At 55.0% G+C, this 23,928-nt stretch carries 19 protein-coding genes; 13 read left to right on the forward strand and 6 right to left on the reverse strand.

The window, feature by feature from the left end; translation table 11 throughout:
- Positions 1-59: 59 nt before the first annotated feature.
- On the reverse strand, positions 60-1,490 hold the full coding sequence (locus FYC48_RS15755; protein ID WP_230778186.1) for a TonB-dependent receptor: 1,431 nt from the start codon (positions 1,488-1,490) through the stop codon (positions 60-62).
- Positions 1,491-1,633: 143 nt separating this feature from the next.
- Complete coding sequence (lnt, locus tag FYC48_RS15760; protein ID WP_149497667.1) at positions 1,634-3,334, reverse strand: apolipoprotein N-acyltransferase; 1,701 nt, start codon at positions 3,332-3,334, stop codon at positions 1,634-1,636.
- Between the two features lie 245 nt (positions 3,335-3,579).
- On the opposite strand from lnt, the gene FYC48_RS15765 reads away from it, so the two are divergent.
- The gene (locus FYC48_RS15765; protein ID WP_160149559.1) at positions 3,580-4,485 is read left to right on the forward strand and encodes a DUF2092 domain-containing protein; all 906 of its coding nucleotides are present in this window, start codon (positions 3,580-3,582) and stop codon (positions 4,483-4,485) included.
- 130 nt (positions 4,486-4,615) lie between these two features.
- Here the strand turns inward: FYC48_RS15765 and FYC48_RS15770 are convergent, their stop codons facing one another.
- Both FYC48_RS15770 and FYC48_RS15775 read right to left on the reverse strand, forming a co-directional pair.
- Positions 4,616-5,905, reverse strand: a complete 1,290-nt coding sequence (locus FYC48_RS15770; protein WP_149497669.1) for a glucose-1-phosphate adenylyltransferase — start codon at positions 5,903-5,905, stop codon at positions 4,616-4,618.
- A gap of 77 nt (positions 5,906-5,982) precedes the next feature.
- The gene (locus FYC48_RS15775) at positions 5,983-6,936 is read right to left on the reverse strand and encodes a ferredoxin--NADP reductase (protein ID WP_149497670.1); all 954 of its coding nucleotides are present in this window, start codon (positions 6,934-6,936) and stop codon (positions 5,983-5,985) included.
- A gap of 315 nt (positions 6,937-7,251) precedes the next feature.
- Here FYC48_RS15775 and FYC48_RS15780 point away from each other — a divergent pair, with 315 nt between their 5' ends.
- Genes FYC48_RS15780 through FYC48_RS15800 form a run of 5 tightly spaced genes read left to right on the forward strand, consistent with a single transcriptional unit; the run spans position 7,252 to position 15,378 of the window.
- Entirely contained in the window at positions 7,252-8,619 is a 1,368-nt protein-coding gene (locus tag FYC48_RS15780; RefSeq protein ID WP_149497671.1) for a hypothetical protein, read from the forward strand.
- Positions 8,620-8,625: 6 nt separating this feature from the next.
- On the forward strand, positions 8,626-10,104 hold the full coding sequence (gene hemG / locus FYC48_RS15785; protein WP_149497672.1) for a protoporphyrinogen oxidase: 1,479 nt from the start codon (positions 8,626-8,628) through the stop codon (positions 10,102-10,104).
- Positions 10,105-10,125: 21 nt separating this feature from the next.
- Positions 10,126-11,238: a ligase-associated DNA damage response exonuclease gene (locus tag FYC48_RS15790; protein WP_235034275.1), complete on the forward strand. Its 1,113-nt coding sequence runs from the start codon at positions 10,126-10,128 to the stop codon at positions 11,236-11,238.
- Positions 11,235-12,887: an ATP-dependent DNA ligase gene (locus FYC48_RS15795; RefSeq protein ID WP_149497673.1), complete on the forward strand. Its 1,653-nt coding sequence runs from the start codon at positions 11,235-11,237 to the stop codon at positions 12,885-12,887. The genes FYC48_RS15790 and FYC48_RS15795 overlap by 4 nt, the downstream gene beginning before the upstream one ends.
- A complete protein-coding gene (locus tag FYC48_RS15800; RefSeq protein ID WP_149497674.1) occupies positions 12,880-15,378 on the forward strand; it encodes a ligase-associated DNA damage response DEXH box helicase in 2,499 nt (832 codons plus the stop codon). The genes FYC48_RS15795 and FYC48_RS15800 overlap by 8 nt, the downstream gene beginning before the upstream one ends.
- Positions 15,379-15,528: 150 nt before the next feature.
- On the opposite strand, the gene FYC48_RS15805 is transcribed toward FYC48_RS15800, so the two are convergent.
- Positions 15,529-15,753, reverse strand: coding sequence for a hypothetical protein (locus FYC48_RS15805; RefSeq protein ID WP_149497675.1), 225 nt, complete (start codon positions 15,751-15,753; stop codon positions 15,529-15,531).
- 571 nt (positions 15,754-16,324) lie between these two features.
- Between FYC48_RS15805 and FYC48_RS15810 the strand changes: the two genes are divergently transcribed.
- From FYC48_RS15810 to FYC48_RS15830, 5 genes are all read left to right on the forward strand, one after another.
- Positions 16,325-16,741 (forward strand): secondary thiamine-phosphate synthase enzyme YjbQ, encoded by a 417-nt coding sequence (locus FYC48_RS15810; RefSeq protein ID WP_149497676.1) that lies wholly within the window; start codon positions 16,325-16,327, stop codon positions 16,739-16,741.
- A 96-nt stretch (positions 16,742-16,837) separates the two neighbouring features.
- Complete coding sequence (locus tag FYC48_RS15815; protein ID WP_149497677.1) at positions 16,838-17,719, forward strand: LysR family transcriptional regulator; 882 nt, start codon at positions 16,838-16,840, stop codon at positions 17,717-17,719.
- A 235-nt stretch (positions 17,720-17,954) separates the two neighbouring features.
- On the forward strand, positions 17,955-18,218 hold the full coding sequence (locus FYC48_RS15820) for a hypothetical protein (protein ID WP_149497678.1): 264 nt from the start codon (positions 17,955-17,957) through the stop codon (positions 18,216-18,218).
- A gap of 249 nt (positions 18,219-18,467) precedes the next feature.
- Positions 18,468-19,682 carry a hypothetical protein gene (locus FYC48_RS15825; protein ID WP_149497679.1) on the forward strand — a complete coding sequence of 405 codons (1,215 nt, stop codon included), beginning with the start codon at positions 18,468-18,470 and terminating at the stop codon, positions 19,680-19,682.
- 112 nt (positions 19,683-19,794) lie between these two features.
- Positions 19,795-20,844: a potassium channel family protein gene (locus tag FYC48_RS15830; protein WP_149497680.1), complete on the forward strand. Its 1,050-nt coding sequence runs from the start codon at positions 19,795-19,797 to the stop codon at positions 20,842-20,844.
- Between the two features lie 134 nt (positions 20,845-20,978).
- Here FYC48_RS15830 and FYC48_RS15835 read toward each other — a convergent pair whose 3' ends face one another.
- Positions 20,979-21,467, reverse strand: a complete 489-nt coding sequence (locus FYC48_RS15835) for a response regulator (RefSeq protein WP_149497681.1) — start codon at positions 21,465-21,467, stop codon at positions 20,979-20,981.
- A gap of 301 nt (positions 21,468-21,768) precedes the next feature.
- Between FYC48_RS15835 and FYC48_RS15840 the strand changes: the two genes are divergently transcribed.
- Entirely contained in the window at positions 21,769-23,040 is a 1,272-nt protein-coding gene (locus FYC48_RS15840) for an OmpP1/FadL family transporter (protein WP_160149560.1), read from the forward strand.
- Between the two features lie 397 nt (positions 23,041-23,437).
- The gene (tnpA, locus tag FYC48_RS15845; protein ID WP_149497683.1) at positions 23,438-23,902 is read left to right on the forward strand and encodes an IS200/IS605 family transposase; all 465 of its coding nucleotides are present in this window, start codon (positions 23,438-23,440) and stop codon (positions 23,900-23,902) included.
- The last annotated feature ends 26 nt before the right edge of the window (positions 23,903-23,928 follow it).

Here is a 23,928-nt window from a genome sequence, read left to right on the forward strand (position 1 = left end):
GAATGGCGTTCGCCACGGTTTCTGTGCAATCACCAGGGCCAACGCCCATCGCCCGCCGATCAGCTTGGCTCGTATTCAAAATAAGACTTCGATTTGATGACTTCGGCGACCGCCGGTGGGACCATCGACTGCCAGGTTTCGTCACCGTTCCTGATGCGTTTGAGTACGTCGCGTGAAAAGATCCCAAGGCTGTTGGGATCATAGTTATCGAGTGCGACGATATCACCTCGGTCTCGCAAGTAGTTATAGAGTTGCTGAATCTCAGGTTTGATTTCCAGGTTATCGCTCGTCTCCAATTCGCCGGTTTGCTGGTTTTGAAGCGGGTAGCAAAAGACCTTCAAGTCATTCTTGAACAACCGACCGAACGATTCCAAGACCCCACCTTGAAGGCCCGTGTAATACTGTTCGTCGAACAGGTCTTTCATACTTGCGGCGCCCATCACGATCGCAATCGATTCCTTGGTCAGTCCGTTCAAGTATGCCGCTAATCGGTAGTACTGAAAATAGTCGGAAATCAACACGGGCATTCCGCAAGCCGCGATCACATCGGCTCGGGCAAGGAAATCACGTAAGTCAATTTGGCCCTCCGCCTTGAGATTATTCATGGTAATTTCCATCACCGGTGCGATCTCTTTGCCTTTGACGTTCGGTTGGGCGGAAAACTTTTCGTTTGCACTGCGAAGCATGTCAAGATTGACGTTGCAAACAGGACGAAAACTGCCACGTTCGACCAAAATCGCTTTGCGATAAAAATATTCCGATGGCTGAAGCACTTCGCCGTTGGCGGCAAACATTGCCGCACCGCTCAGTCCAAGTTCGACCAGCTTTAGACTCATCAATCGATTGTCGACATGTCGAAATCCAATTCCCGAGAATTCGATCATGTCGATTTCGATCCGCGATGTCGTCAAGCCATCAAGCAGTGAATCGACCAGCAACTCCGGTTCATGGTTCAGCATCGTCGCCCCATAAACCAGATTAACGCCAACGATGCCCAACGCTTCTTGTTGGAGCGCGGCATCATCATCAAGCATTCGGACATGGATGATGATCTGGCTATCGTCGTCGCGTGGGTGGGCTTGGAATTTGATCCCCATCCAACCATGACAATGATTGGTCCCGTGGTAATTTCGGGCCGAAACGGTATCGGCAAACGCAAAGAAAGCCGTCGTATCACCACGCGATTCACGCAATCGATCGATATTCAGCTTGTGCTCATAATCCAACATCGATTCCAAGCGTTCGCGGCACACATAGCGTGACGCTCGACCATAAATCGCGTCGCTTACCTTCATATCGTAGGCCGACATGCTCTTGGCGATCGTCCCCGAAGCACCGCCGACACGGAAGAACCAACGCACGACTTCTTGTCCGGCGCCAATTTCAGCAAACGTCCCGTAACGACGCTGATCCAAGTTCACCTCGAGCGCCTTCTGACGCGTGCTCAAGGATTCGACGGTTGGGTGCTGACCTCGGAGTCTCATTTGCATGACAAAAAACTTGGGGAACGAAGAGTCGAAATGGCTACCGGTGAGACGAATCTACACGATTCAACTGAACCGATTGAAACACTGGCCGGTGCGGCGTCCTGGGTGCCGTTAACGGTGAGTTGTGGCAAGAACCAAGGGCGATGCTACGCTGACTCACGCCGTCGCCAGGACGCCGCCAAGATCGCCAGCCCGGCACAAATCCGCGCCGGCCAGTCACCGATCAATACGACCAGGCTGGTCCGGTCGTCGATTTGTGGATTCGCCAGGACATGCCCTTCGCTGCCTCGCGGCAATTCTTCGACCACCTGCCCGGTACTATCGATCCAAACTGTCGGCCCGTTGTTTGCCGAAGAGAGAATTGGGCGACGACACGCGACGGCGAGTAATTGGGCACATCGCTTGTGGTGTTCGATCACGCTGGAATCGTCGAACCATCCATCATTCGTTACCGTGACGATAGAATCTGGCAACGGTTGGTGCTGGTTTCGAAGCTCGCGGAAGTGGTTGATCGAGACTCGTTCAACGGCGGTTTCGATACAGATATTGGCATTGAGCGTTAAATCGTTGACACGGAAAACCTTGGGACCGTCGCCGCGGTCGATGCCCATTCCGGGCGGCACAAACTCGCGAACCCAGGGAATCGACTTCACCAGTGGAATGTATTCACCGAACATCACCAGATGCATCTTTCCGTACCACTGGTCGACTTGGGCGTCCGGCGTCAAATGAACTAAGCCACTATAACCACGTGGTGTGCCGCTGTAATCGAGCACTGCGTTTCCGCCGATCAGATGTGGCGGTGACCGGGTTGGTCCGTTAGCTTCGGCGAGCAATCGTAAAACGTTGGCGGCACGAAAGAGATAACGTTGACGTTGCTGTTGCAGCCACGCGGTGACCTCGGACATCGGAACGCCATGCAACCGGGCTTGCTCGGCATTGCCATCACCAATCACCCAGGGCAGTGATCCGGTCATCATTGATTCGGGCCAAACGATTGCATCGATCGCGTCTTCGGTCGCTTGCGTCGCTCGAATGGATTGCTGCAAGTAACCCTGAAAAATCTCCAGTTCTCGTTCTTTCGTTTGGACGTACTCAATCGGTTCATTCCGGCCGATCAATGCGATCACGGTATCGCTTGACCGGGTCGGTTGATTGAGTCGATAACGCCCGTAACCGATTGTCGATAGAACGACGGTCACCGCCAAAACCCAAGCAACGATCAGCTGCCGATGTTCGGCCGATTGGTGATCCGTCTGCTGAGGCGTTGTTCGTTGACGATTCCAGGTGATCGTTTGAAAAACGGCGGCGTTGACGATTACAATCATGAACGACACGGCATACGTTCCGGCCAAGTCGGCTATTTGGATCAGCTCGGGGACATTCGCTAAACTATGCCCGAGCATCAACACGGAAATCCCCGTTAAGAAATAGTTCCGCAGGCACTCCAGGCCCACCCAAAGCACCGGCGCGGCGATCCACACCGGACATCGCCACCGGTCGCTTCTCCGCACCAAGATGACAAACAGGACGCTGTAACTGGCGAGGTAAGCCGAAAGGACTACCCAACACGGGTAGAGCAGCGGGTTGGCATGCCGCAATCCTTGAAGTGAGCCCGCCCAATAAGCAGTCGCGACGAAAAACAATGCCAGCAGATGGCGTCGGGTGAGCAGCGCTGCCTTGGCAAACATCAACAATGGCACCACCGCGACGAACACTAACGGCCAGACCGCCAGTGGCGGTTGGGCTAACCAACGTAACAGCATCGCGGCAACGATTGTGCCCCACGCAAGTCGGCCGATCCGCGAAATGCTGCGATCTTCGGTCGTCTTTTCGTTCGTACCCACGGCTGATTCGCTTTTATGAGGCAAGTTGGTCAAACTAGAACGCTATTCCAATGCGCGAATCCTAGAAAATCGTGCTTCCATCCGCTATGCCGGTCAGAGCGTCAGCGGCATTGACTGCGACGACTGCACTGGCGTACCGGTTCGGCCCATCTTTCAGATCAACCACATGGCGTCGGTGAAAAGTCTTAAAACACCACCCCGTCCCTCGCACGAATGTTGAGATAGATTTCGTGAAATTTAACCCAATGCTGTTTTCCTGCCCGATTCTGCTTGCAGGAACTCTGCTTGTTTGCATGCCGATCGTTGCCCCAGCCCAGGACGCAGAACAAACCACCGTTGCGGACATCACGGCAGCAGACAAGACCGACGACTCCGACTCGCAAGATCCGGTTCAACCCGCAGAAGAGCCGCCGGCAATTGACGACAAGACCGTCGAAGCGATCGACGCCTTGCTCGATCGGCTTCGGCAAGCTAAATCGACGCGAACGACGATCAAGGTTGCCGAGGAAACGATTATCGAAGGGGCGGTGATCGGATCCAAAGAATCGAGCTACCAAATCGCCTCGACGGCCCCCAACCAGTTCACCGTCTACTACAAAAGCGAACAACAACGGACGCGGATTTACAACAACGAAACGACCGCGACGATCGCGATTACGCCGTCCGCGTTCACTTCGCTTGAACAGCCCCTAAAGATGCAGCACGCTGTGTTCGAGCTACCGTTTCCGATGGGGCCCTACCCCGAACCGGTGCTCGCACTCAGCCTCGCCGGTGTCGATCCGTCACTGTCGCTCTTAAGCGGGATGAAGTCGGTCGAAATTGCCGATCGGAAACCCTTTCGCGGCAAGACGGCCGCTATTCATTTCGTCGGGGTCCAAGACGACGACGTTCGATGGGACCTTTGGATCACCCAGCGAGAACCGATCCGACCGCTTCGGTTACGCGTCAATCTGACAGAGATGCTGCGACAGAACGGAAGTTTGGACCTGCCCGACGACTATCAATTTGTCCTTCGGTTCGATTTCGACATGTGGAAAGTCGATAACGAAAACTCGAGCGGCTTGTTCGAGTACGCGAAAATCAAGGACGCTACGGAGTACAAGACCCTGCAAGAGTATTTCGACGCAACGAAATCGCCTCGCAGCGAATAGCACTGAAACGCGTCAGCGAGTCACACTGAAACGCGTCAGCGAGGAGTCGATCACGAAATTTTCGTGACGAGCCGAAACGTTCTCGCTGACACGTGAAGCCACCAAACGAGGTCAACTTGCATCCGAGACGCTAGAACTTGAAGTTATTCGGGATCGAACCGTTTTTGATCACGATCGAAACACCGTCACGAACTTGCAAGTCCTCGTCTTCGCCAAAGCTGTCGTGACCTTGCTCGTTGACGATGGTCACGTTCGTTCCGACGCGGCTGTTTTTATCAAGGATCGCGCCCTTGATCGTGCTACCGGCACCGATCCCTGTCGGCACTTCGGCGGCATTGGGGTCACGATCGTCTTCGACGTAGTCGGCCCCCATGACGACGGTGTCTTTGATCGTCACGTTGTCACCGATGACGGTTCGCAACCCGATCACGCTATTTTCGATCGTGACGTTGCTACCGATGTGGCAACCATCGGCGATCAAGCTACCACGGATGTTGACGTTGTCGCCCATCACGGTAGGCGGCAAGAATCTTGGACGGCTATAAATCGGTGCGTCGGCACGGCCGAGTTGGAACGGTGGTGCTTCACTCGCCAGCGACAAGTTCGCTTCGTAAAACGCCCGGATCGTTCCGATGTCTTCCCAGTATCCGTCGAAGAGGTGGACGTTGACTTTGCGGGAATCGATTGCCCCCGGAAAAACCTCTTTGCCGAAGTCCTCATGCGTGTTGCCTTCGAGAAGATCGACCATGACGTCTTTGTTGAAGATGTAAAGGCCCATGCTGGCCAGGCAGTCGCGTCCATTACTGGGGATGCCACGTGCATCGATCCAAGACGGGTCCATACGGACTTTGGCGATGTCTTCTTCGGTTTGGGGCTTTTCGACAAAGCCGGTGACACGTCCGTCGTCATTGAGTTGCATGATGCCCAGCGACCTGGCGTCTTTACGATCGACCGGGATGCCGGCGATGGTCGCGTCGGCACCGGAGTCGATGTGTGTTTGCATCATGTCACGGAAATCCATCCGGTACAGTTGGTCACCCGAGAGGATCAAGACGTACTTGATGTCAGGCTGATCGATGTAACGAAGGTTTTTACGAACCGCGTCGGCGGTGCCTTGGTACCAATCGGTGCCCTCGTCAACGGTTTGCTGGGCGGCCAACAACTCGACAAAGCCGCCGGTGAAGTGATCGAAACGATAGGTTTGCCGCAAGTGGCGGTGCAAGCTGACCGAAAGGAACTGCGTCAAAACGAACACGCGGCGAAGTCCGCTATTGATGCAATTTGAAATCGGGATGTCGATCAAACGATACTTACCGGCCAACGGGACGGCCGGTTTCGCACGAATCTTGGTCAACGGGAAGAGACGCGTTCCACGACCGCCGCCAAGAATCAGTGCGATCGTGTTGTGTGAAAGATCCATGGTGTCTGAGATTTCCTAGAGAATGGTCAAGAGAAGCCTGTCGTTGGCCACCAGCGATTTGGCTGCCAAAAGTTTGGCTACCAATATTTTTCAAACCGAATTCGCCCCGGCCCTGATTCATGATCGTGGTCGGCGGGCAGGAATCCGGCAGATTCCAATAACGGAAGCAACCCCGGAGTCGCCGGCGGGTCACCCCCGGGTGGCACATAACCGATCATGTCCGGGTTGCCGCATAAATACACGTGCGTGTTTTCGGGGCTTAACGGGTCGTCGGCGGCTTCGGCAAGTTTGCCGCTGGTGAACAAGTCTTGCAAGTATTGCTTTCCAACATACCCGGGCATCGACGGGTCGATGTTGATCGGCTCACGAGTGGTGCAAGGCAAATACCGATAATTCGAAAAATGGTTCATCAGCAACAAGTGCCGTGGATAGTATCCAAGATCACCGAGGTACCGAACGCAGCACGCGTTGACGATGCGCCCCCGATGTCCCGCGGCCAGTAACGAGGCGGTCATCGCGTTGTGGGGAGCTTCGCCCGTTCCCGTTCCCAACATCAAAATGGTTGCATCGGGATCGACCTCGCCGACGACGTACTTGCCGACGATTTTTTTGCCGACTTCGACACGGTCACCGGCCTGTAATTCGAACAGACGCGGCGTTAACGCCGGAGGTGGCTGGTCGGGTGACGACGAAGCGCGGACCAAGGTGATATAGAATTCCAGATAATCGAGCGAATCGATGGACGCGACTTGCCCGTCATCATCAAGCAGCGGGCAGGAGATCGAGTATGCCCGACGGATCAGCTTGTGACGTTTCTTCTCCGGCACGTTTTCGACTTGGGTCCCCGACAATCGAGGTTCCCAGTATCCCAGCCCCAACGTCACGTATTGCCCGGCGATAAACGCGGGCACGCCATTGTCCGGTCGGATGCGGAATCTCGCCAAGTTCTCGTGACAGTCGATCCTCTCGATCACGGTCGCGTTGTAGAACTTTTCCCGCAACGATTGGAATTCAGAATCCGTTTGGCTCATTTGGGGGCTGTCCGAACTGAGCACAACATTCTCCGATCAGGCGTGAAAACGAGTTCGCCGACGAAAACGCCCCGAACCGATGCGCGTTCGCCGCGACGCGTCTACTATTCATCGGGGTCACGACGCGACGACGACACCCATCATGCGATTAAAAGGCCGAAAAGTCAGCTTTCGTTGAGCGGAACGTCAACTTCCCTCAAAAAAAGCGGCAGTAATCTTCGCCTTCACGCAATATACTGGAGTCCGGCGCGTCTCGTCGTGAACTGCCGATCCGCCGCCGAATAATTCCCTAGAACTTCGTCATCCGAAATCGACATGACTTATCGAACCCGTCGACTCAAGCAATCTTCACCAACCGCGATTGCTGTTGCGTTCGGTTTTCCATCCCACCGCATTTTGATCCTGCCTCTTTTGATTCTGTGCGGCGTGCTGCTCGGTAGCACTTGGCCCCATTCCGCACAGGCTGGCGAACGATGGACCGACCTGTATGGTAAACGCACCATCGAAGCTGACTTTATTGGTCTGTGGGGCAACAACGTCGTTCTAGAAATGCCAGGTGGCCGTCGCCTGTCGGTTTCGATGGATCAATTGATCGCCGAAAGCCGTATCCAAGCCCGGCAACTAGAAGAAGAACAAAAACGTCGGCGGACCGAAAGCCGCTCGTTGATCGAAGCAGATGCGAAAGAGGCCGCCGCCCCCGCGCCGACCCCGCTTCCCGAGCCACCCTCGGTCGCCACCTACGCACCATACTCCGGGTCGGGCGACATTTTGTCCGTACTTGAATGGCAAGCGAACCAGTTTCGCAATGGGCACATGTTGATCACCGCGTTTGATTCGCTGCCTCCGAGCTACCAAGTGGAAATTGAACAACTGGTGAAGCAGACCGTTGGCAAACTTGATCCCACTGGCACTCAACAGACGCTTGCTTCGATTCATTCAATCGGCGAATTGATCGTGACCCGTCAACGATGGCTGTTCTCCTACCCGCGTCTGGCGAACATGGACGACGTCAATCGAGACATGATCAAGAAGTTGATGTTGTCCCTCGGTGGCGCGATCCGTGATGGCTTTGACCCACAGGAGCTAAAATTGGAGGACTTGGGTACTCAGCCGCTTCGCCAATGGATCGTCAATCTCGATAGCAAGCTTGCGCCGTACCTTGCCAGTCTTTCTGACCTCAGCGAGACCGTTGGGATCGCTGAGATGGAATTTGAAGTCGTCGGTGAAGAAAACGGAAAAGCGACGGTGCTGTCCAAATTTGGTGACCTCGCTATTCCAGCCGAATACGAAAAGGTCGAAGGGGCGTGGATCCAGGCCGGCGGCCCCGAAGGTGGCTTGAAAGAACAGCTTGACAAGTGGAAAGCCTGGCTCGCCGAAACGCCGGACGGTTCACTGCTTTCGCAGGGCCAAGCGACGATGATCACGGTGATAATCAACGGCTTCACGCAGCCAGCCCTCGACGCTCAAAACGCTCGGGAAATGCATGCCCAGATGGACAACCTGGTCAACGGTTTGACGCCAATCGTCACCCAAGTTGCGGCCGCTTACGCGATGGGCAGGAACAACCGCAACAACGGCTATGACCAAAGCGGTTACGGTGACGAGATGGGCTACGAAGACATGGATCAAAGCGGTGACGATCTATACGAGCCCGGAATGGACTCGATGAGCAGTGGACCTTAACAACGAATGCCTCAACGCATCGCGATCATCGGTGGCGGTCTTTCAGGACTGACCACCGCGTTTTACCTTCGGCAACAGAATCCCGACTGCATCGTTGAACTGTTTGAAGCGTCGTCTCGTCTCGGCGGTGTCATCGGAACCGAAACCGTTCAGACGGATGCCGGACGGTTTGTCATCGATCTTGGCGCCGACATGTTCGCGACCGATCCGTCGGCGGCGATGCAATTGTGCGTTGACCTTGGGATCCAGGATCAGCTACTGATTCCCGACGCGAAACGCGCCGGTGCGATGGTCGTACATCGCGGCCGCGTCGTACCGATCCCCGAAGGCTTCGTCTTGATGCGGGCGACCAAACCCTGGCAGATCCTTACCACACCGATTTTATCGCCGACGGCCAAACTGCGATTCCTGACCGAACGCTTTCAGTCACCGCAAGCAGAACTCGCCGCAGATAGCAATCACGACCTCAGTGTCGGCGACTTCGTTCGTCATCGGCTCGGACAGGAAACACTCGATCGCCTGGTCGAACCACTCGTCGCCGGTATCTACACCGCTGACATCGAAAAGCTAAGCCTGAAAGCGACGATGGCACCGATCGTTTCGATGGTTCAAAAACATGGCTCACTGGCCAAAGCCACGCTTAGCCGTCGCCGTGAAAATGTGGACTCAACGGAACGTAATAGCGCCGGCGCCCGCTATCAACGCTTCCGTGGGTTGCCCAACGGGATGGGGCAACTGATCGGCACGCTCGCCGAACGCATCGGGTCGGAAGTAATCCAACTGAATGCGGATGTGAATCGATTACGATTCGATGGCCGACAGTGGTCTGTCGCCGTGAACCGATCGCACGGCGCCGAACAGGTCTTTGACCAAGTTGTCATCGCAACCCCGGCCGCTATCGCTGCCAAACTATTCGATTCGATCGACCTTACACGGCCTGGTTCCGTTGACGCTGCCAACATCAATGCAGCGTGCCAGACTGCGGCGCGGGGCATGGCTTCGATTGAATCCGCGTCCGCCGCGATCGTTGTTTTGTGTCTTGCCAAGTCGCAGGTCCGGCGATTGCCTGACAAGTTTGGGATCGTAGTCCCAAGTGCGGAACAGCGACACGCGCTTGCGATCAGCTTTGCTAGCCACAAATACCCTAGCCGTTGCCCGCAAGATCACGTCATCGCGCGGGTGTTCTTTGGAGGGGCACTTCAAGCCACCGACCTCGAGCGATCAGATGACGACTTGATCGAACTCGCCAAGCGTGAACTCGGGGAATTGATTGGCCTCGAAGGGGTCCCGACGATCGCCAAGGTAGTTCGCTGGAATAACGCGATGCCGCAGTATCATGTCGGCCATTTGAACAGGGCCGATCAAATTGAATCGGCGGTTGAACAGATTCCGAATCTGCAACTGGCCACGAACGCCCTCCGCGGGGTAGGCATCGCGCCCCTGATCGCCAGGGCAAAGGCGATTGCTGACACGATCGGACGTTAGCAAGTCGTGACGACGCTGGACGTGCCGGTATCCTGTGGCATGGACACGACTCGGAACTCATTACTGGAAAACACCGAACGAGGGCTTTATTGTCCCGCCGGCGACTTCTATGTCGACCCACGCCGCCCGGTTAAGCGGGCGGTGATCACACACGCCCACTCCGACCATGCCCGTTGGGGCTGCGATCACTACCTGGCAGCCCAGAAAAGCGAACACTTACTGCGGATGCGTTTGGCTTCCGATGCCGAGATCGATTTCCTGCCGTACGGGAAAACGGTTTCCCACCACGGTGTCGAGATCACGTTCTATCCTGCCGGACACATCCTCGGGTCGGCTCAGGTTCGGATCGAACGTGATGGCGAAGTCGCCGTGGTTGCCGGCGATTACAAACTCGGTCCCGATGCGACATGCGAAAGCTGGGAACCGATCCGCTGCGATCTATTCGTGACCGAATCGACGTTTGCCCTGCCAGTCTATCGATGGCGTGATCAATCCGAGATTTTCTCTGGCATTAACGAATGGTGGAAACGCAGCGCCGAAGAAGGCAAGTGCTGCTTGCTTTACGGATATGCGGTTGGCAAAAGCCAACGACTGTTGGCGGGCCTTGATCCCGCGATCGGTCCGATATTGACTCATGGTGCGGTAGAAAAAGGTGTCGCCGCATACCGTGCGTCCGGGGTGCCGCTGCCGGAAACCACGTATGTCGGCGAACTCGATCGTAAACATGACTTTGCCGGTTCGATGGTTGTCGCGGTACCAAGTGCTCATGGGACACCTTGGATGCGGCGGTTCGGTCGGGTCACGACCGCGATGGCGAGCGGTTGGATGATGATCCGCGGGACTCGTCGGCGACGAGCTGCCGATCGTGGCTTTGTACTCAGTGACCACGTCGACTGGGCCACCACGTTACAAGCGATCGAACTCTGCGACCCCCAGCAGGTCTGGGTACACCACGGCTACTCGGCAATTCTCGCACGATACCTGCGTTCGATCGGTCGTGATGCCGTCGCCCTCGATCGCACCGGCCCCCGTGAAGAAGCGAACGATGATGAAGCAAATGGCGAATCGACGGTCGAGAGCGGTCCGGTTACAGCCGCAGATGATTCCCCCACTGCAACCGAGGGTAATCGATGAAGCGGTTTGCGGAAATGTATTGGCGATTGGATTCGACGACGAAGACAAATGAAAAAGTCGCCGCGATGGTCACCTATTTCAGTAGCGCCCCGGCATCCGATGCCGCCTGGGCGATCTATGTACTGGCCGGGCGCAAACTTCGACAGCTCGTCCCGAACAAGTTGCTAAGACAATGGGCAGCCGAAGTCGCCAATATCCCTGCTTGGCTATTCGAAGAATCGTATTCATCGGTTGGCGACTTGGCAGAAACGATCACCTTGATTGTCCCGCCAGGCTCCCACAATCATGATGGATCGCTGGTCGATTGGATCGAGGATCGACTACTGCCGCTGCGGAAACTGCAACCAGAACAACAGCGTGAAAAGATTCTGGAAATCTGGGAACAGACCGATCCCGAGATACGATTTGTCGTCATGAAGGTCATCACCGGCGGCTTGCGAGTCGGCGTCAGCAAACGGTTGGTTACGCGGGCAATCGCCCAAGCAACACAGATTGATGTCGAAACGATTGCTCATCGGTTGATGGGAAACTGGGAACCGAACGCATCGTTCTTCCGATCGCTGATCGATCCGAACGACGGCGATACCAAGGTCAGCCGGCCGTACCCGTTTTGTTTGGCACATCCGATCGAGCAAGCGACGTCACCCGACCGTGAGGGTGGCCCACGACAAGCAGCCGAGATCGCCGGCTCGATCGGATCGGCAGATGCCTTTGCCGCTGAATGGAAATGGGATGGCATCCGTGGCCAAGTCATCCGCCGCGAAGGCCAAACGTTTCTCTGGTCACGTGGCGAAGAACTGATGGAAAACCGTTGGCCGGAGATCGAAACCGCCGCCACGAACCTGCCCGACGGGACGGTACTTGATGGTGAGATCTTGGGCACCGAAATCGATGACGAAGGCCGTATTCAAGGCGTCTTGCCGTTCGCCCAACTACAACGCCGTATCGGTAGAAAGCAAGTCGGCAAAAAATTACTTAGCGAAGTCCCGGTCGTTTTTTATGCGTTTGATTTATTGGAACGCGACGGGATTGACCTGCGGCAACAATCCTTTCGCGAAAGACGAAGCCAATTGGAACAAGTCATCGGCCTTGCGAATCATCCCAATCTTTGTGTGACCGAATTGATCGAAGCTACGGATTGGTTCGACCGAGCTAAGTTACGCGAAACCAGTCGACAACGGCAAAGCGAAGGGTTGATGTTGAAACGCTGGGACAGTGTTTACGATGTCGGTCGAGTTCGCGGGACATGGTGGAAATGGAAAGTCCAGCCCTACACGATCGATGCCGTGTTGATTTATGCGCAACGTGGCCATGGAAAGCGAGCAAGCCTTTATACCGATTACACATTCGCGCTTTGGGACGAAGGCAATCTCGTCCCCGTCGCCAAAGCGTACAGCGGGCTGGACGACCGGGAGATTCGACAAGTCGACCGCTTCGTTCGACAAAACACCAACGAATCCTTCGGCCCTGTTCGTAGTGTCACACCGGAATTAGTTTTCGAAATCGCCTTCGAAGGACTGAGTCGCAGCACACGACACAAAAGCGGCGTCGCGACCCGATTTCCACGTATCCTACGTTGGCGTCACGACAAACGCCCCAACGACGCGAACCAGTTGAGCGAACTTAAGGCGTTGCTGCCCAATGAGTGAGTCTGATCGATCGACACGCGGCGACGATCGTATTAATCCGCGGCAGATCGTTGATGCGTTTTTCTCAGAAACCGGTTGGAAACCATTTCGGTTTCAAATCAGCGCATGGAACGCGTACGATCGCGGTCAAAGCGGCTTGATTCATTCGGCGACCGGAACCGGAAAGACACTCGCCGTTTGGATGGCGCCGATTCTTTCTTGGTTAAAACAAAACCGAGATCGTTCACGGTGGAATCCCAAACGTCCGCCGGCCCTACGCACGATTTGGCTCACCCCGCTGCGCGCACTCGCCGGAGACACCGAAGCGGCCTTGCGTCAGCCACTTGAATCGATCGGATTACCGTGGACTCTCGATAGCCGTACCGGTGACACGAAAGCAAGCGTGAAAGCGAGGCTGCTTAAGAAGCTTCCAACCGCCTTAGTCACAACGCCGGAAAGCCTGTCGTTGATGCTGACTCACGAAAAGTTGCTTGAACAACTTGCGACCACGGAAGCAGTGATCGTCGACGAATGGCATGAACTACTTGGCACCAAACGCGGAATTCAAACCGAACTGGCACTCACGCGGCTGCGACGGCTTTGCCCGAATCTGCGAACCTGGGGGTTAAGTGCGACGTTGGGTAACCTGGATGACGCGATTGCCGCGCTGGTCGGCCAGTCCCCGAGCGCCCCCGCGAAAATCATCGAGGGCTATCGCAAAAAGAAACTGAAACTTCGGTCGGTGATCCCCAAGCACATTGAACGTTTCCCTTGGTCCGGTCACATCGGGACCAAAATGATTCCGCAAGTTGCCGAGGAACTTGAACGTATCGAATCGGCACTCGTGTTCGCCAATACACGTAGTCAAACTGAGATCTGGTACCAGCATCTGCTCGCCAAACGCCCTGACTGGGCCGGGCAGATCGCATTGCATCACGGTTCATTGGACGCATCGGTTCGCCGCTGGGTCGAATCGGAATTGAAAGAAGGACGCCTGAAAGCAGTCGTCTGCACCAGCAGTCTCGACCTCGGTGTGGACTTCACCGCAGTCGATCTCGTCGTTCAAATCGGTAGTCCCAAAGGGGCGGCGCGTCTTCTGCAACGCGCCGGCCGTAGCGGCCATCGGCCAGATGCGGTCAGTCACATGGCTTTTGTCCCAACCCACGCGATCGAATTAATTGAATTGGCCGCGGCAAAGGACGCGATTGAGCGGCGTGAATTGGAATCGAAGCTCTTCCATCACAAACCTCTTGATGTGCTCGCCCAACACTTGGTGACGATCGCGATCGGCGGTGGTTTCACAGCGGCGTCGATGCTGGACGAAGTCCGAGATTGCTTCGCATACCGAGACTTGACCGATCAAGAATGGACTTGGGTGCTGGATTTCGTTGTCCGCGGCGGCCAGTCCCTTGATCGCTACCCAGAGTTCAAACGGGTCCGTATCGAGAACGATCGCTACACGGTTCAGGACAAGCGGACGATTCGGATGCATCGCATGGGGATCGGAACAATCGTCAGCGATGCCGCAATGAAAGTGAAGTATCTCAAAGGCACGACGCTGGGGACCGCCGAAGAACACTTTTTGGCAAAGCTGAACCCCGGCGATCGATTTCTGTTTGCCGGTCGACTGGTCAGCCTCGTACGAATCCAAGACAACGCGGCCTATGTCAAACGTGCAAACGGAACTCCAGACACGGTTCCGCGATGGATGGGCGGCCGTATGCCACTATCGACAGAATTGAGCGACGCGTTGCGACGCAAACTGGAGGAAGCAGCCGAAGGGCGATTGGTCGGCCCCGAGATGAAAGCCTTGGATGGATTGTTCGAAATCCAAAAACGATGGAGTGTCCTACCGGCCCGCAACGAATTCTTGGTCGAAAAAATCAAGACGCGGACGGGTTATCAAGTCTTTCTATTTCCATTCGAAGGTCGTCTCGTTCATGAAGGACTCGCTGCGGTCTTGGCCTATCGAATCAGCAAGCACCAAGCACTATCGCTCTCGATGGCCTGCAACGACTATGGAATTGTCTTGCAGTCACCGAGTGAACTACCAATCGAATCGGCGCTGGCAACAAACTTGCTCTCGCCCAACGGTCTTGAAGAAGACATCATCGCCAGCATGAACTCGACCGAAATGGCGAAACGGCAATTCCGCGAAATCGCACGAGTCGCTGGATTAGTTCACGCGGGCTTTCCAGGCCAGAACAAGAGCAACAAGAACTTGCAGGCGAGCAGCAATCTATTTTTCGATGTCTTCGAAAAGTATGACCCGGAAAATCTGCTGCTCGTTCAGGCCCGTCGTGAAGTCCTGCAATTTCAGCTAGAGGCGGGACGCATGAAGGCAGCCTTGGAACGCATCGAATCGTGTCGTTTGCTTCTCACAGAACCTCCCAAAGTAACACCCCTGGCATTTCCTTTGTTGGTCGACAAACTTCGCGAGCGGGTCAGCAGTGAAACGCTGGCCGATCGAATCGCTCGACTACAAGCAAGCTTAGAGAAAGCGGCGGGGTAGCGACCGAATGACTGTTGAAACCGCCCTTGTTAAAAAGGCAAATCAATCGATCGACAGGGCGCATAAAAAAACCCCGTTGGTGGGTCAGAACATTGACGTCACCAACGGGGTGTCTGGGTCGCTCGGATCACACCGAGCCAGCGTCGTCGTCTATTCGCGAGGACGAATCGCTCCGGTCAAACCGGTGTAATCGACGCGGTCGGTGGTATGCCACAAGGGTTGACCACGTTCGACACGTTGACGCAAGATTTCAATCTTTTCGGGACTGCCCGCGGGAGCGTCGGTGGGGTTGAAGTTGTCGTCTTCGTTCGGAACGAAATCTTCGTCATGCCCGTAACGCAGGATTGCTTCGAAAACGTTCTTGCAACGGCTCATTTCTTTCATCGGTTCTAATTCTACCTCTGTGTGTGCCACGACCGAGCTCTATCGGTACCAAAGTGGCGTATCGCATTCGCTTTCATCTTGGAAAGCAGTGATTGGGTTGGATCCAAGTTGTGCGGAATAGATTCACGTCTCGCTAAGTCAATGAAGACGTCGTCGCGACAACTGATGACGAGGGATTATTGACGTCGAATTTCGTGAGTCAAGAAAAATTGTGGGTGGCTTGATTCCCGTCACATTGCCAACGGCGAGTTGAACCCGACAATCTCGTTGCCAAGGAGCCGCTGCATTCTCGAGCCGAACACCGTCGGAAATCGGCAACTTCGCCGCGACTTCATCTGTCAAGGGGGCGAATCTTAACACTGGCACCCAGAATCGGTGAATCATAACGCCTCCACTTGGTCAAGCGGGGGTAGGGTGGCACAGTCCATTTCGGCCCCCCAGCCCCTTTCAATTTCCGGGGCAATCACTAGGTTTCATGGGCAAGATGTGGCGGGATTTTTTTTGATATTTTTTTAAAATCCGCCTCGGTTTAGTTCGGTCATTTCGTCATTTTGGGCGGGTCATGTGGGTTCAGAAAACTTTAACACTTCCTTCGCATCGCCGCGGCTTCCATCTGATCACTGCTGCAGTGGTCCGGGCAATCCCGGAAATCGAGTCCATCAAGACCGGTTTGCTGCACGTATTTATCCAGCACACGAGTGCTTCGTTGACCATTAACGAAAACGCAGACCCTGACGTTCGCGTTGACTTTGAGACGGCGATGAACCACGCGGTGCCCGAATCGCTGCCCTATGTCCATACATTGGAAGGCCCTGACGATATGCCTGCCCATGTCAAAGCAAGCATGATGGGCGCCAGCGTTCAGATCCCTGTCAGCAACGGCGAATTGATGCTGGGGACATGGCAGGGAATCTATCTTTGCGAGCACCGTGACCATGCGAGTTCACGCCGCATTGTGGTTACTTTAACGGGCGAGTGAACCTGAGGTTCGAGCGCTCCACCTGCACAGCGACTCCGCTGATGCGACCGATCGAACGGTTTCGGCCGACGAGAATGACGAAATGGTGCCAGTGAAATGGAAATCGATCAGCTCCGATATTTTTTGAAACTGGCCGAGAACCGCAACTTCACGCGGGCGGCTGAGGAGTTGCTGATTTCGCAACCTGCCCTCAGCCGGTCGATCCAGCGACTCGAAGAAGAACTCGGTGTCCCGCTGGTCGTTCGCAAAAGCAAGGCGTTGGACCTGACCGATGCCGGCTTGCTCATGAAGTCACGAGCCGAACAGATCATGGCGATCATCGATGACACCAAAGCTCGGATTACCGACGATGGAGAATCGGGGCGCATTCGGCTCGGCGCGATCCCGACCATCGCGCCGTACTTCCTGCCGCCATTCTTGAAGCGGTTTGCCAAGGACTTCCCCAAAGCCAAAGTCGAATTGCACGAAGACACGACGCAGAACCTGCTGGCGGGGTGCTCACAAGGCGAGATCGATTTGTTGATCCTGGCGCTCCCCGTGGTCGGCAAGCATCTAGCCGTTGAAACGTTATTCACTGAAGAACTGCTGTTGGTTTTGGCCGAGAATCATCCATTGCTAGAGAAAAAGCAGATTCGCGCCACAGACATCGAAACGCTTCCTTTCGTGGTGCTTAACGAAGCACACTGTCTGTCCGATACGATTTCGACGTACTGTCGTGGTCGCTCGTTCCAGCCGGTCACGGTCGGCCGAACCAATCAACTTTCGATGGTGCAGGAACTCGTCGCCCTGTCAGAAAGTGTGTCCTTCGTCCCCGAGATGGCAGCCAAGCTCGATCGCGCCGAGTCACGTGTTTATCGATCGATCTCGGGATCAAAACCGACACGAACGATCGCGATGATCTGGGACCCCTATCGGTTTCAAAGTCGACTGATCCAAACGATGCGGGAAAAGCTAAAAGCCGAAGTGCTCAAGCGTTAACGTGTCGAATTGATTGCAATTCCATCGCCTTTCCGTTGCGGGCGAACGAAGTAAAACTTCGCCCCCCAAAGGACGAGCTGATCGTGAAGTCGTGTTTCGCAATTGACGAACTTCGGCAGCCTTCAATAATCCGACGAACAGCCTTTTGACGGATCGACGACCGAGAAGACCACATTCCCGGTAGGGCATTTGCAGGCGATCCGTGACCGCATCTTTATCAGGGGAGCCATCAGCGATGCAAGAATCTTGCGATGCACAACGAGACGTGGTCCTAACCGAAGATTTGATTGATGAGATCAATCTTCACAAGTACTACTTAAGCGAGCGCGCCGGCTACGATGTCGGCTGGGACCACGCGGTCGATGACTGGAAACAGATGCGGGCGAACGAAGCACAGGCGAACGTTCAATTGCAAACCGAAGTGGAACGGTCCGAAAAGCCGAAGAATCGCATTGGCGGTTTCTTCAAGCGACTGCTTTCAAAAGCGGCTATGATGTAAAGGCAATCGATCAGCCGAGGGACGTCGCCTTTAGTTATTGCGCCCCTAGTTATTGCGGCAAGACGTTATCGCAGTGCAACCGTGGCTAACGCGGCTCGGCTAATCTAAAATCAAGCTGAAACACTGCACAAGCAGTTCGAATTCGGCGATTTGACGGTGATCAGGGTTCCCATCGCGTTATGTTCCAATTGACTGCTGCTTCGTCATATTCACTTGGAACAAAGCTTTAAACGTTGACCACCTGTCATTGTGAGTTCGGACTTTCATCTTATCGAAATCGGCGTGATCGTCGCCGGAAAACTTGACGCCATTGACGCACGCTCGACCAAGCTCGCAGTCGAGCAGACCGATGCGCGATTGAGTGAGTTGTTTGCTGGGTTCAAATTTGATTTCTTTGAGATCAAGCGTCCCGAAATGACGGCCTCGGTCAGCGAGGGATCCGGACGTGTCGAACCGAGTTTGTTGTTGCAGCAAGCGGTCGAGGAACGCGATGCGAAGCATTGGGACTTCGCGTTTGTCTTGACCAGTGCCGAGTTAACCGGCAACTACTCGCCGTATTGCTTCGCCGCACTCAGTCGTCCGCTCGATGCGGCGGTGATCTCCCTTTCGCTCATCGATCCGCAGGCCCTGGGTGTCGATGTCGATCATACCGAGCGAGTCGTGCGGATCGCGCGCAGGTTAAGTCGCTTGATGTTGCATGCCCTTGGCCATTTGACGGGACTACCGAAATCCGATCACCCCAACGATCTGCTCTATCATCCTCCGTCTGCGGCCGCGCTTGACATGATGGCGGGGATCGACGAGGAATTTTTGGGACGCCAGCGTTCGGCGCTCCTTGAGATTGCCGATCAGCGTTTGGAGGAAGGCGTCGGTCGTCGCATGGGAGGCCTGCTGTTCGGCGTGCGTGCGGCATGGATCAATCGTCGCGAGATCTTTCAGGCGATCCGGGCGGCTCGACCTTGGCAATTCCCACAACGCCTGAGCCGATTGACGATCGCATCGTTTTCGACTCTCGCCATTTTGCTAATGACGGCCGAGGCTTGGGATCTGGCGCTCGCGCAGAGTTTTGAACGCGTCGTGCTGCTATTCTTCTTCACGCTTTTGCTGACAACCATCTATGTCGTCATTCGCCAGCAGCTTTTGGTGCGCCGTCGCCACCGCCGCAGCGAACAATCGGTGGTCACCTCAGCTTCTGCGTTTTGCATCGTGTTGACGGGCATGGCGACGACATGGGCGACCCTGTTTTTCTTTGGCAGTTTGGTCGGCTTGCTGCTGTTCCCGGGGGATCTTGTCGCCCACTGGGCAAGCTCGACGGTCAACAGCGCCCGGCAGCTGTCGTGGTGGGACTGGCCTCAAATGGCGATGTTTGCCGCTTCGTTGGGATTGCTGATCGGTGCGTTGGGGGCGAGTTTTGAATCACAGCACTATTTTCGCCACATCATCTTTGTCGACGAAGAGATTTAACTTTGATCATAATGGCGGCTCGACGCGGCCGCGATCACAGCACAGACTGCTCGCTCACCGACTCAAGCGGGTAAACGTGTGATCCCGGGCCAGCCATTGTTTTGCGTGGAGCATGAACGTTCGACCGTCCCATCTGAATCGATCTGCCGACGCACCGTTTACGAAGATTCGTCGCGGTGCGGCTGCACTATTGGCGATTGTCATGTTTGCGGTACTCGGCTTTCGCTACCTCGCCCACTACGATTGGATCGAATCGTTATGGATGGTGGTGATCACGATCTCAACGGTCGGCTATGGTGAACACAGCACCCTGAGTACGGCATCGCAGCTACTTTCGATCATGGTGATCTTACTCGGGACCACCGCCGGGGCTTACACCTTTACCGGCCTGATCCAACTCACGCTACAAGGCGAATTGGACCGTGCCTTTGGACTTCGACGTATGGAACGAGAAATTTCGCGACTGAAAAACCACACGATCATTTGTGGATTTGGCAAGAGTGGTCCGATCCTCGCCGAAGACCTTTCTCGATCGAATTGTGGCTTCGTGATTCTTGAAATCGATCACACCAACTACCAACAAGCGATCGAGATGGGCTATCTGGCGATCAACGCCGACGCGACCGATGAGGAAGCCTTGAAGGAGGCAAACATCACCGAAGCGGGGGCGATCGTGGTCGCGTTACCGAGTGATGCCGAGAACGTCTTTATCACCCTCTCGGCTCGCAATCTTTGCCCTTCGATCCGGATCGTAGCGCTCGCCGATCAAGAGAGCACCTCACGGAAACTGCGACAGGCGGGCGCCAATGAGGTCGTCCTCGGTCATCAAATGGTCGCCGAATACTTGTCTCGTCTGGTGACCCGCCCGATCGCCGCACAGTTTTTCTCTTCACTGACACAGCCCGAATTCCAGGACCTGATGTTGGATGAGTTGGCGATTCCAGACGGCAGTGACCTCGATCGACGCTCGATCGCCGAACTTCGAATCCGCGACAAACATCAATTGCTAGTCGTTGCGGTGAAAACAAAGGAAGACACGCTAGACTTCAATCCGTCCGGGGATCGTGTCTTTCAATCCGGAGAAACGGTGCTAGTGATGGGGAAATTGAAAGACGTGCATCGGTTTCAACAGTCTCACAACCTGATCGAAACGATTAGCTAACACAGTCCCGACAGGAAGTCGCCCCCCATCAATCAAGCGACGGGACTTAGCCTGGGAAAGCACGCGACAATCGTCACGCGACTCATCGTGGAATCGAATTGTAATGCAGCACTGGGTGCCTCGTCCGCAGACGCCTATCTGTATCGACCACGAAGCTCTCGATAAAGCTCGTTCGCTGGTTTGCTGCGTTTGAGTCGTTGCCGCACGTCGGTCTCGTCGCTGCGAAACTTGGATTCGAGCGCATGCCCGACTCGCTTTAGCAAGCGGCGTGGATCAACCGGTTTGGTCAAGACTTCGCGGGCGCCTAGATCGATCGCTCGACGATGAATCTCGGGTGACTCGTTACCTGTGACGACGATGATCGGCACGTTTTTAAGAATCGGATCTTCCTGTGCGATCTGTAGCAGATAATTTCCGCTAACGTCCGGCATTGAGATATCGACGAGAACAAGGTCAGGACTTTCCTGCTTCATCCGTCCCGCCGCATCGATTGAATCACAGATACCGACCACGTTCCAGTATCCGGCTACATTCAGGTGCGCCGTGATTACATCGATCACGATTTGCTCGTCGTCAATGACGAGAATCTTGCTGTTGGTGATGTTTTTGTCACTATCAAACATGAAAAGGCTCCGGTCGTCCTGACTTTCGCTAGAGAGAGTGTGACTCAGAGTTAAGTGGACTGTCGATGCGGTGCACCTTGCATCGAAGTGTGTCAGCGGTTGGCATCATCAGCAAAGGCTACATCAGAAAAGTCAGCCGTCCTTTCGAAATAGACGGGGGAGTTCCCTCACCTTGGATCTTTATGGACAACGTCGCAAGTCAAAAGGGGGGCACACACGATGGTTCCGTAAGCCTCGACAAAACTTGACCTAGGGAACCGATGCAGGCAGCCGACGGAGCGATTCGGATATGAAAGTTGGAATGAAAGTGCGTTCAATAGGGATCGGTCTAGCACTGACCGGCCTGATTGGCACGTCGAATCTGTGCGCCGACGGCACGATTCGCGACGGCGTGGGCGCACGCAGTATTGGTCGTGGCGGAACGAACATCGCACATCATGACAACGCGCATGTCATGTTGGACAACCCATCCGGTCTTGCGCGACTCGAAGGTGAACATCTTTTTGAAATCGGTGGACACCTCTTGCTAACGGACTTGGAATATTGGGACGCCGATAACCCACGAACGGGAGATACGGACAACCCATTTCCGATCGGTGAAGTTGCGATCGCTAAACGGCTCAGCGATGACGTCGTCGTCGGCCTAGGGATGTTCTCGCATGCCGGCTTTGCCGCCGAATATACGATGAACGGGCCATCCCCCTTTTCAGGTCCACGGCACTACAAGTCGATCGGCGCCCTCGCGCGTCTCTTGCCAACGCTGTCACTACGACTCACCGATCGATTGTCAGCCGGTGCGGCCGTAGGAGCCTCGGTCGGACACATCGAATTCGAAGGCCCCTATACCCTACAAGGACCGAACGCGCTTGCCGGGACACCTACTTTGGTCGACGCCCAAGGCACCGGGGTCGCACCCCACTGGTCGGTCGGTTTGCAATATGAATTGACCGAAGCGACAACGATCGGAATTTCCTATATCGCGGAAACCGAAATGTCTCTTAACGGCACCACCGTGACGACGGTACCGCTCGCCGGGACCGCCCGGTACGACTCGGTCATCGAAAAGTCATGGCCGAAAATGCTGGGGATCGGGATCGCCCATCGTACCGCCGCGGATCGGACGTTTTCGATGGATGCGATTTGGTTAGATTGGTCCGGCTCGTATCAACAGATTGATCTCAACCTCAAAACGCCTGACAACCCAACGTTCCAAGTTTTGGCTCCCACGCTGGTCGAATCGATTCCGCTGAGTTGGCGCGATACCGTGTCATTGCGATTCGGAGTTGAACAGCCGCTTGCCAACGACAATGTTTTCCGCGTCGGTTACGCCTATCACCGCAATCCGATTCCCTCGGCCACGTTAACTCCATTCATTCAAACGACGGTGGAACATTCGTTGTGCTTTGGCTACGGATGGAATTGGGGCGGATGCGAGATGGATTTTGCCTACCAGTGGATGTTCGGTCCGGATCAATACGTCGGAACGAGTGATTTCACGGGTGGTGACTTTGACCAAAGTGGGACCTTCGCTGCGGCTCACCAGTTTTCTCTTAGCCTACGTCGGCGCCGTTGATTCATCCCTGAACCATCGGCCATCCGAGCAAGCTCAATCGCGAAGCGGCGACAGATGTTGTTTCCACCTGCCATCGCTTCGCGACTCTGACCCTTTCGCGACGATAACCCCGGACTAACGTCCGAGGCTATCGTCTGCCGTCACTTCGTGACTAAAAAATTCTGATCGTTGAATCGCGAAGCGATGGTATGCAATAGCCCCGGATGCAAATCCGGGGTTCAAGGCAGTTCGTCGTATTGCAATCGCGAAGCGATGACAGGTGCTCTTACCGCCTGCCTTCGCTTCGCAAATGGGGGAACGATGATATGGAAGCCCTGGTTGTCACGCCCCGCCTAAACACGATCTGATATACTGGCGCACGTTGGGAGGGGCACTCCAACCGATGGTTTAATCAGCCATGGCGTCTCATCACGGAATTCTTGTTCACGTCGTTTTCTCAACGAAATATCGCCGTCCTGTTTTGCTGGACGATTGGCGAGACGACTTGTTCGCCTATATGGGCGGCACAATCAGAGAACACAAGGCGGTGCTGCTGAAATCGGGCGGCGTCGAGGACCATGTACATTTGCTAATAAAATTTCACCCTCAGTTTGCAATCTCGTCGACTATTCAGATGCTTAAGGCTAACTCGTCTAAATGGGTAAACGAGCAACAGAAAACAAGATTCAAATTTCAATGGCAAACAGGATATGGTGCGTTTACTGTCAGCCAATCGATGGCTGATGTGGTCAAAGAATATATCTCGAAGCAGCGCGAGCACCATCAAAGACTTTCGTTTCAACAAGAGTATCTGGCGATTCTGCGAAAGCATCAAATTGACTTTGACCCCAAGTATGTATTCGAACAGGAGTTGGCATCCTGAAGTCAACAGCTGTGCTCTTTAAAACT

This window comes from Roseiconus lacunae, assembly GCF_008312935.1.
In the GTDB taxonomy this organism is placed as follows: Bacteria; Planctomycetota; Planctomycetia; order Pirellulales; family Pirellulaceae; genus Stieleria; species Stieleria lacunae.

Excerpts from the sequence above, each read along its gene's own strand:
- FYC48_RS15755 (WP_230778186.1), bottom strand. The coding sequence starts at position 1,490 with ATGCAAATGAGACTCCGAGGTCAGCACCCAACCGTCGAATCCTTGAGC.
- FYC48_RS15765 (WP_160149559.1), top strand. The coding sequence starts at position 3,580 with ATGCTGTTTTCCTGCCCGATTCTGCTTGCAGGAACTCTGCTTGTTTGC.
- FYC48_RS15770 (WP_149497669.1), bottom strand. The coding sequence starts at position 5,905 with ATGGATCTTTCACACAACACGATCGCACTGATTCTTGGCGGCGGTCGT.
- FYC48_RS15775 (WP_149497670.1), bottom strand. The coding sequence starts at position 6,936 with ATGAGCCAAACGGATTCTGAATTCCAATCGTTGCGGGAAAAGTTCTAC.
- FYC48_RS15780 (WP_149497671.1), top strand. The coding sequence starts at position 7,252 with ATGACTTATCGAACCCGTCGACTCAAGCAATCTTCACCAACCGCGATT.
- hemG (WP_149497672.1), top strand. The coding sequence starts at position 8,626 with ATGCCTCAACGCATCGCGATCATCGGTGGCGGTCTTTCAGGACTGACC.
- FYC48_RS15795 (WP_149497673.1), top strand. The coding sequence starts at position 11,235 with ATGAAGCGGTTTGCGGAAATGTATTGGCGATTGGATTCGACGACGAAG.
- FYC48_RS15800 (WP_149497674.1), top strand. The coding sequence starts at position 12,880 with ATGAGTGAGTCTGATCGATCGACACGCGGCGACGATCGTATTAATCCG.
- FYC48_RS15805 (WP_149497675.1), bottom strand. The coding sequence starts at position 15,753 with ATGAGCCGTTGCAAGAACGTTTTCGAAGCAATCCTGCGTTACGGGCAT.
- FYC48_RS15810 (WP_149497676.1), top strand. The coding sequence starts at position 16,325 with ATGTGGGTTCAGAAAACTTTAACACTTCCTTCGCATCGCCGCGGCTTC.
- FYC48_RS15815 (WP_149497677.1), top strand. The coding sequence starts at position 16,838 with ATGGAAATCGATCAGCTCCGATATTTTTTGAAACTGGCCGAGAACCGC.
- FYC48_RS15820 (WP_149497678.1), top strand. The coding sequence starts at position 17,955 with ATGCAAGAATCTTGCGATGCACAACGAGACGTGGTCCTAACCGAAGAT.
- FYC48_RS15830 (WP_149497680.1), top strand. The coding sequence starts at position 19,795 with ATGAACGTTCGACCGTCCCATCTGAATCGATCTGCCGACGCACCGTTT.
- FYC48_RS15835 (WP_149497681.1), bottom strand. The coding sequence starts at position 21,467 with ATGTTTGATAGTGACAAAAACATCACCAACAGCAAGATTCTCGTCATT.
- FYC48_RS15840 (WP_160149560.1), top strand. The coding sequence starts at position 21,769 with ATGAAAGTGCGTTCAATAGGGATCGGTCTAGCACTGACCGGCCTGATT.
- tnpA (WP_149497683.1), top strand. The coding sequence starts at position 23,438 with ATGGCGTCTCATCACGGAATTCTTGTTCACGTCGTTTTCTCAACGAAA.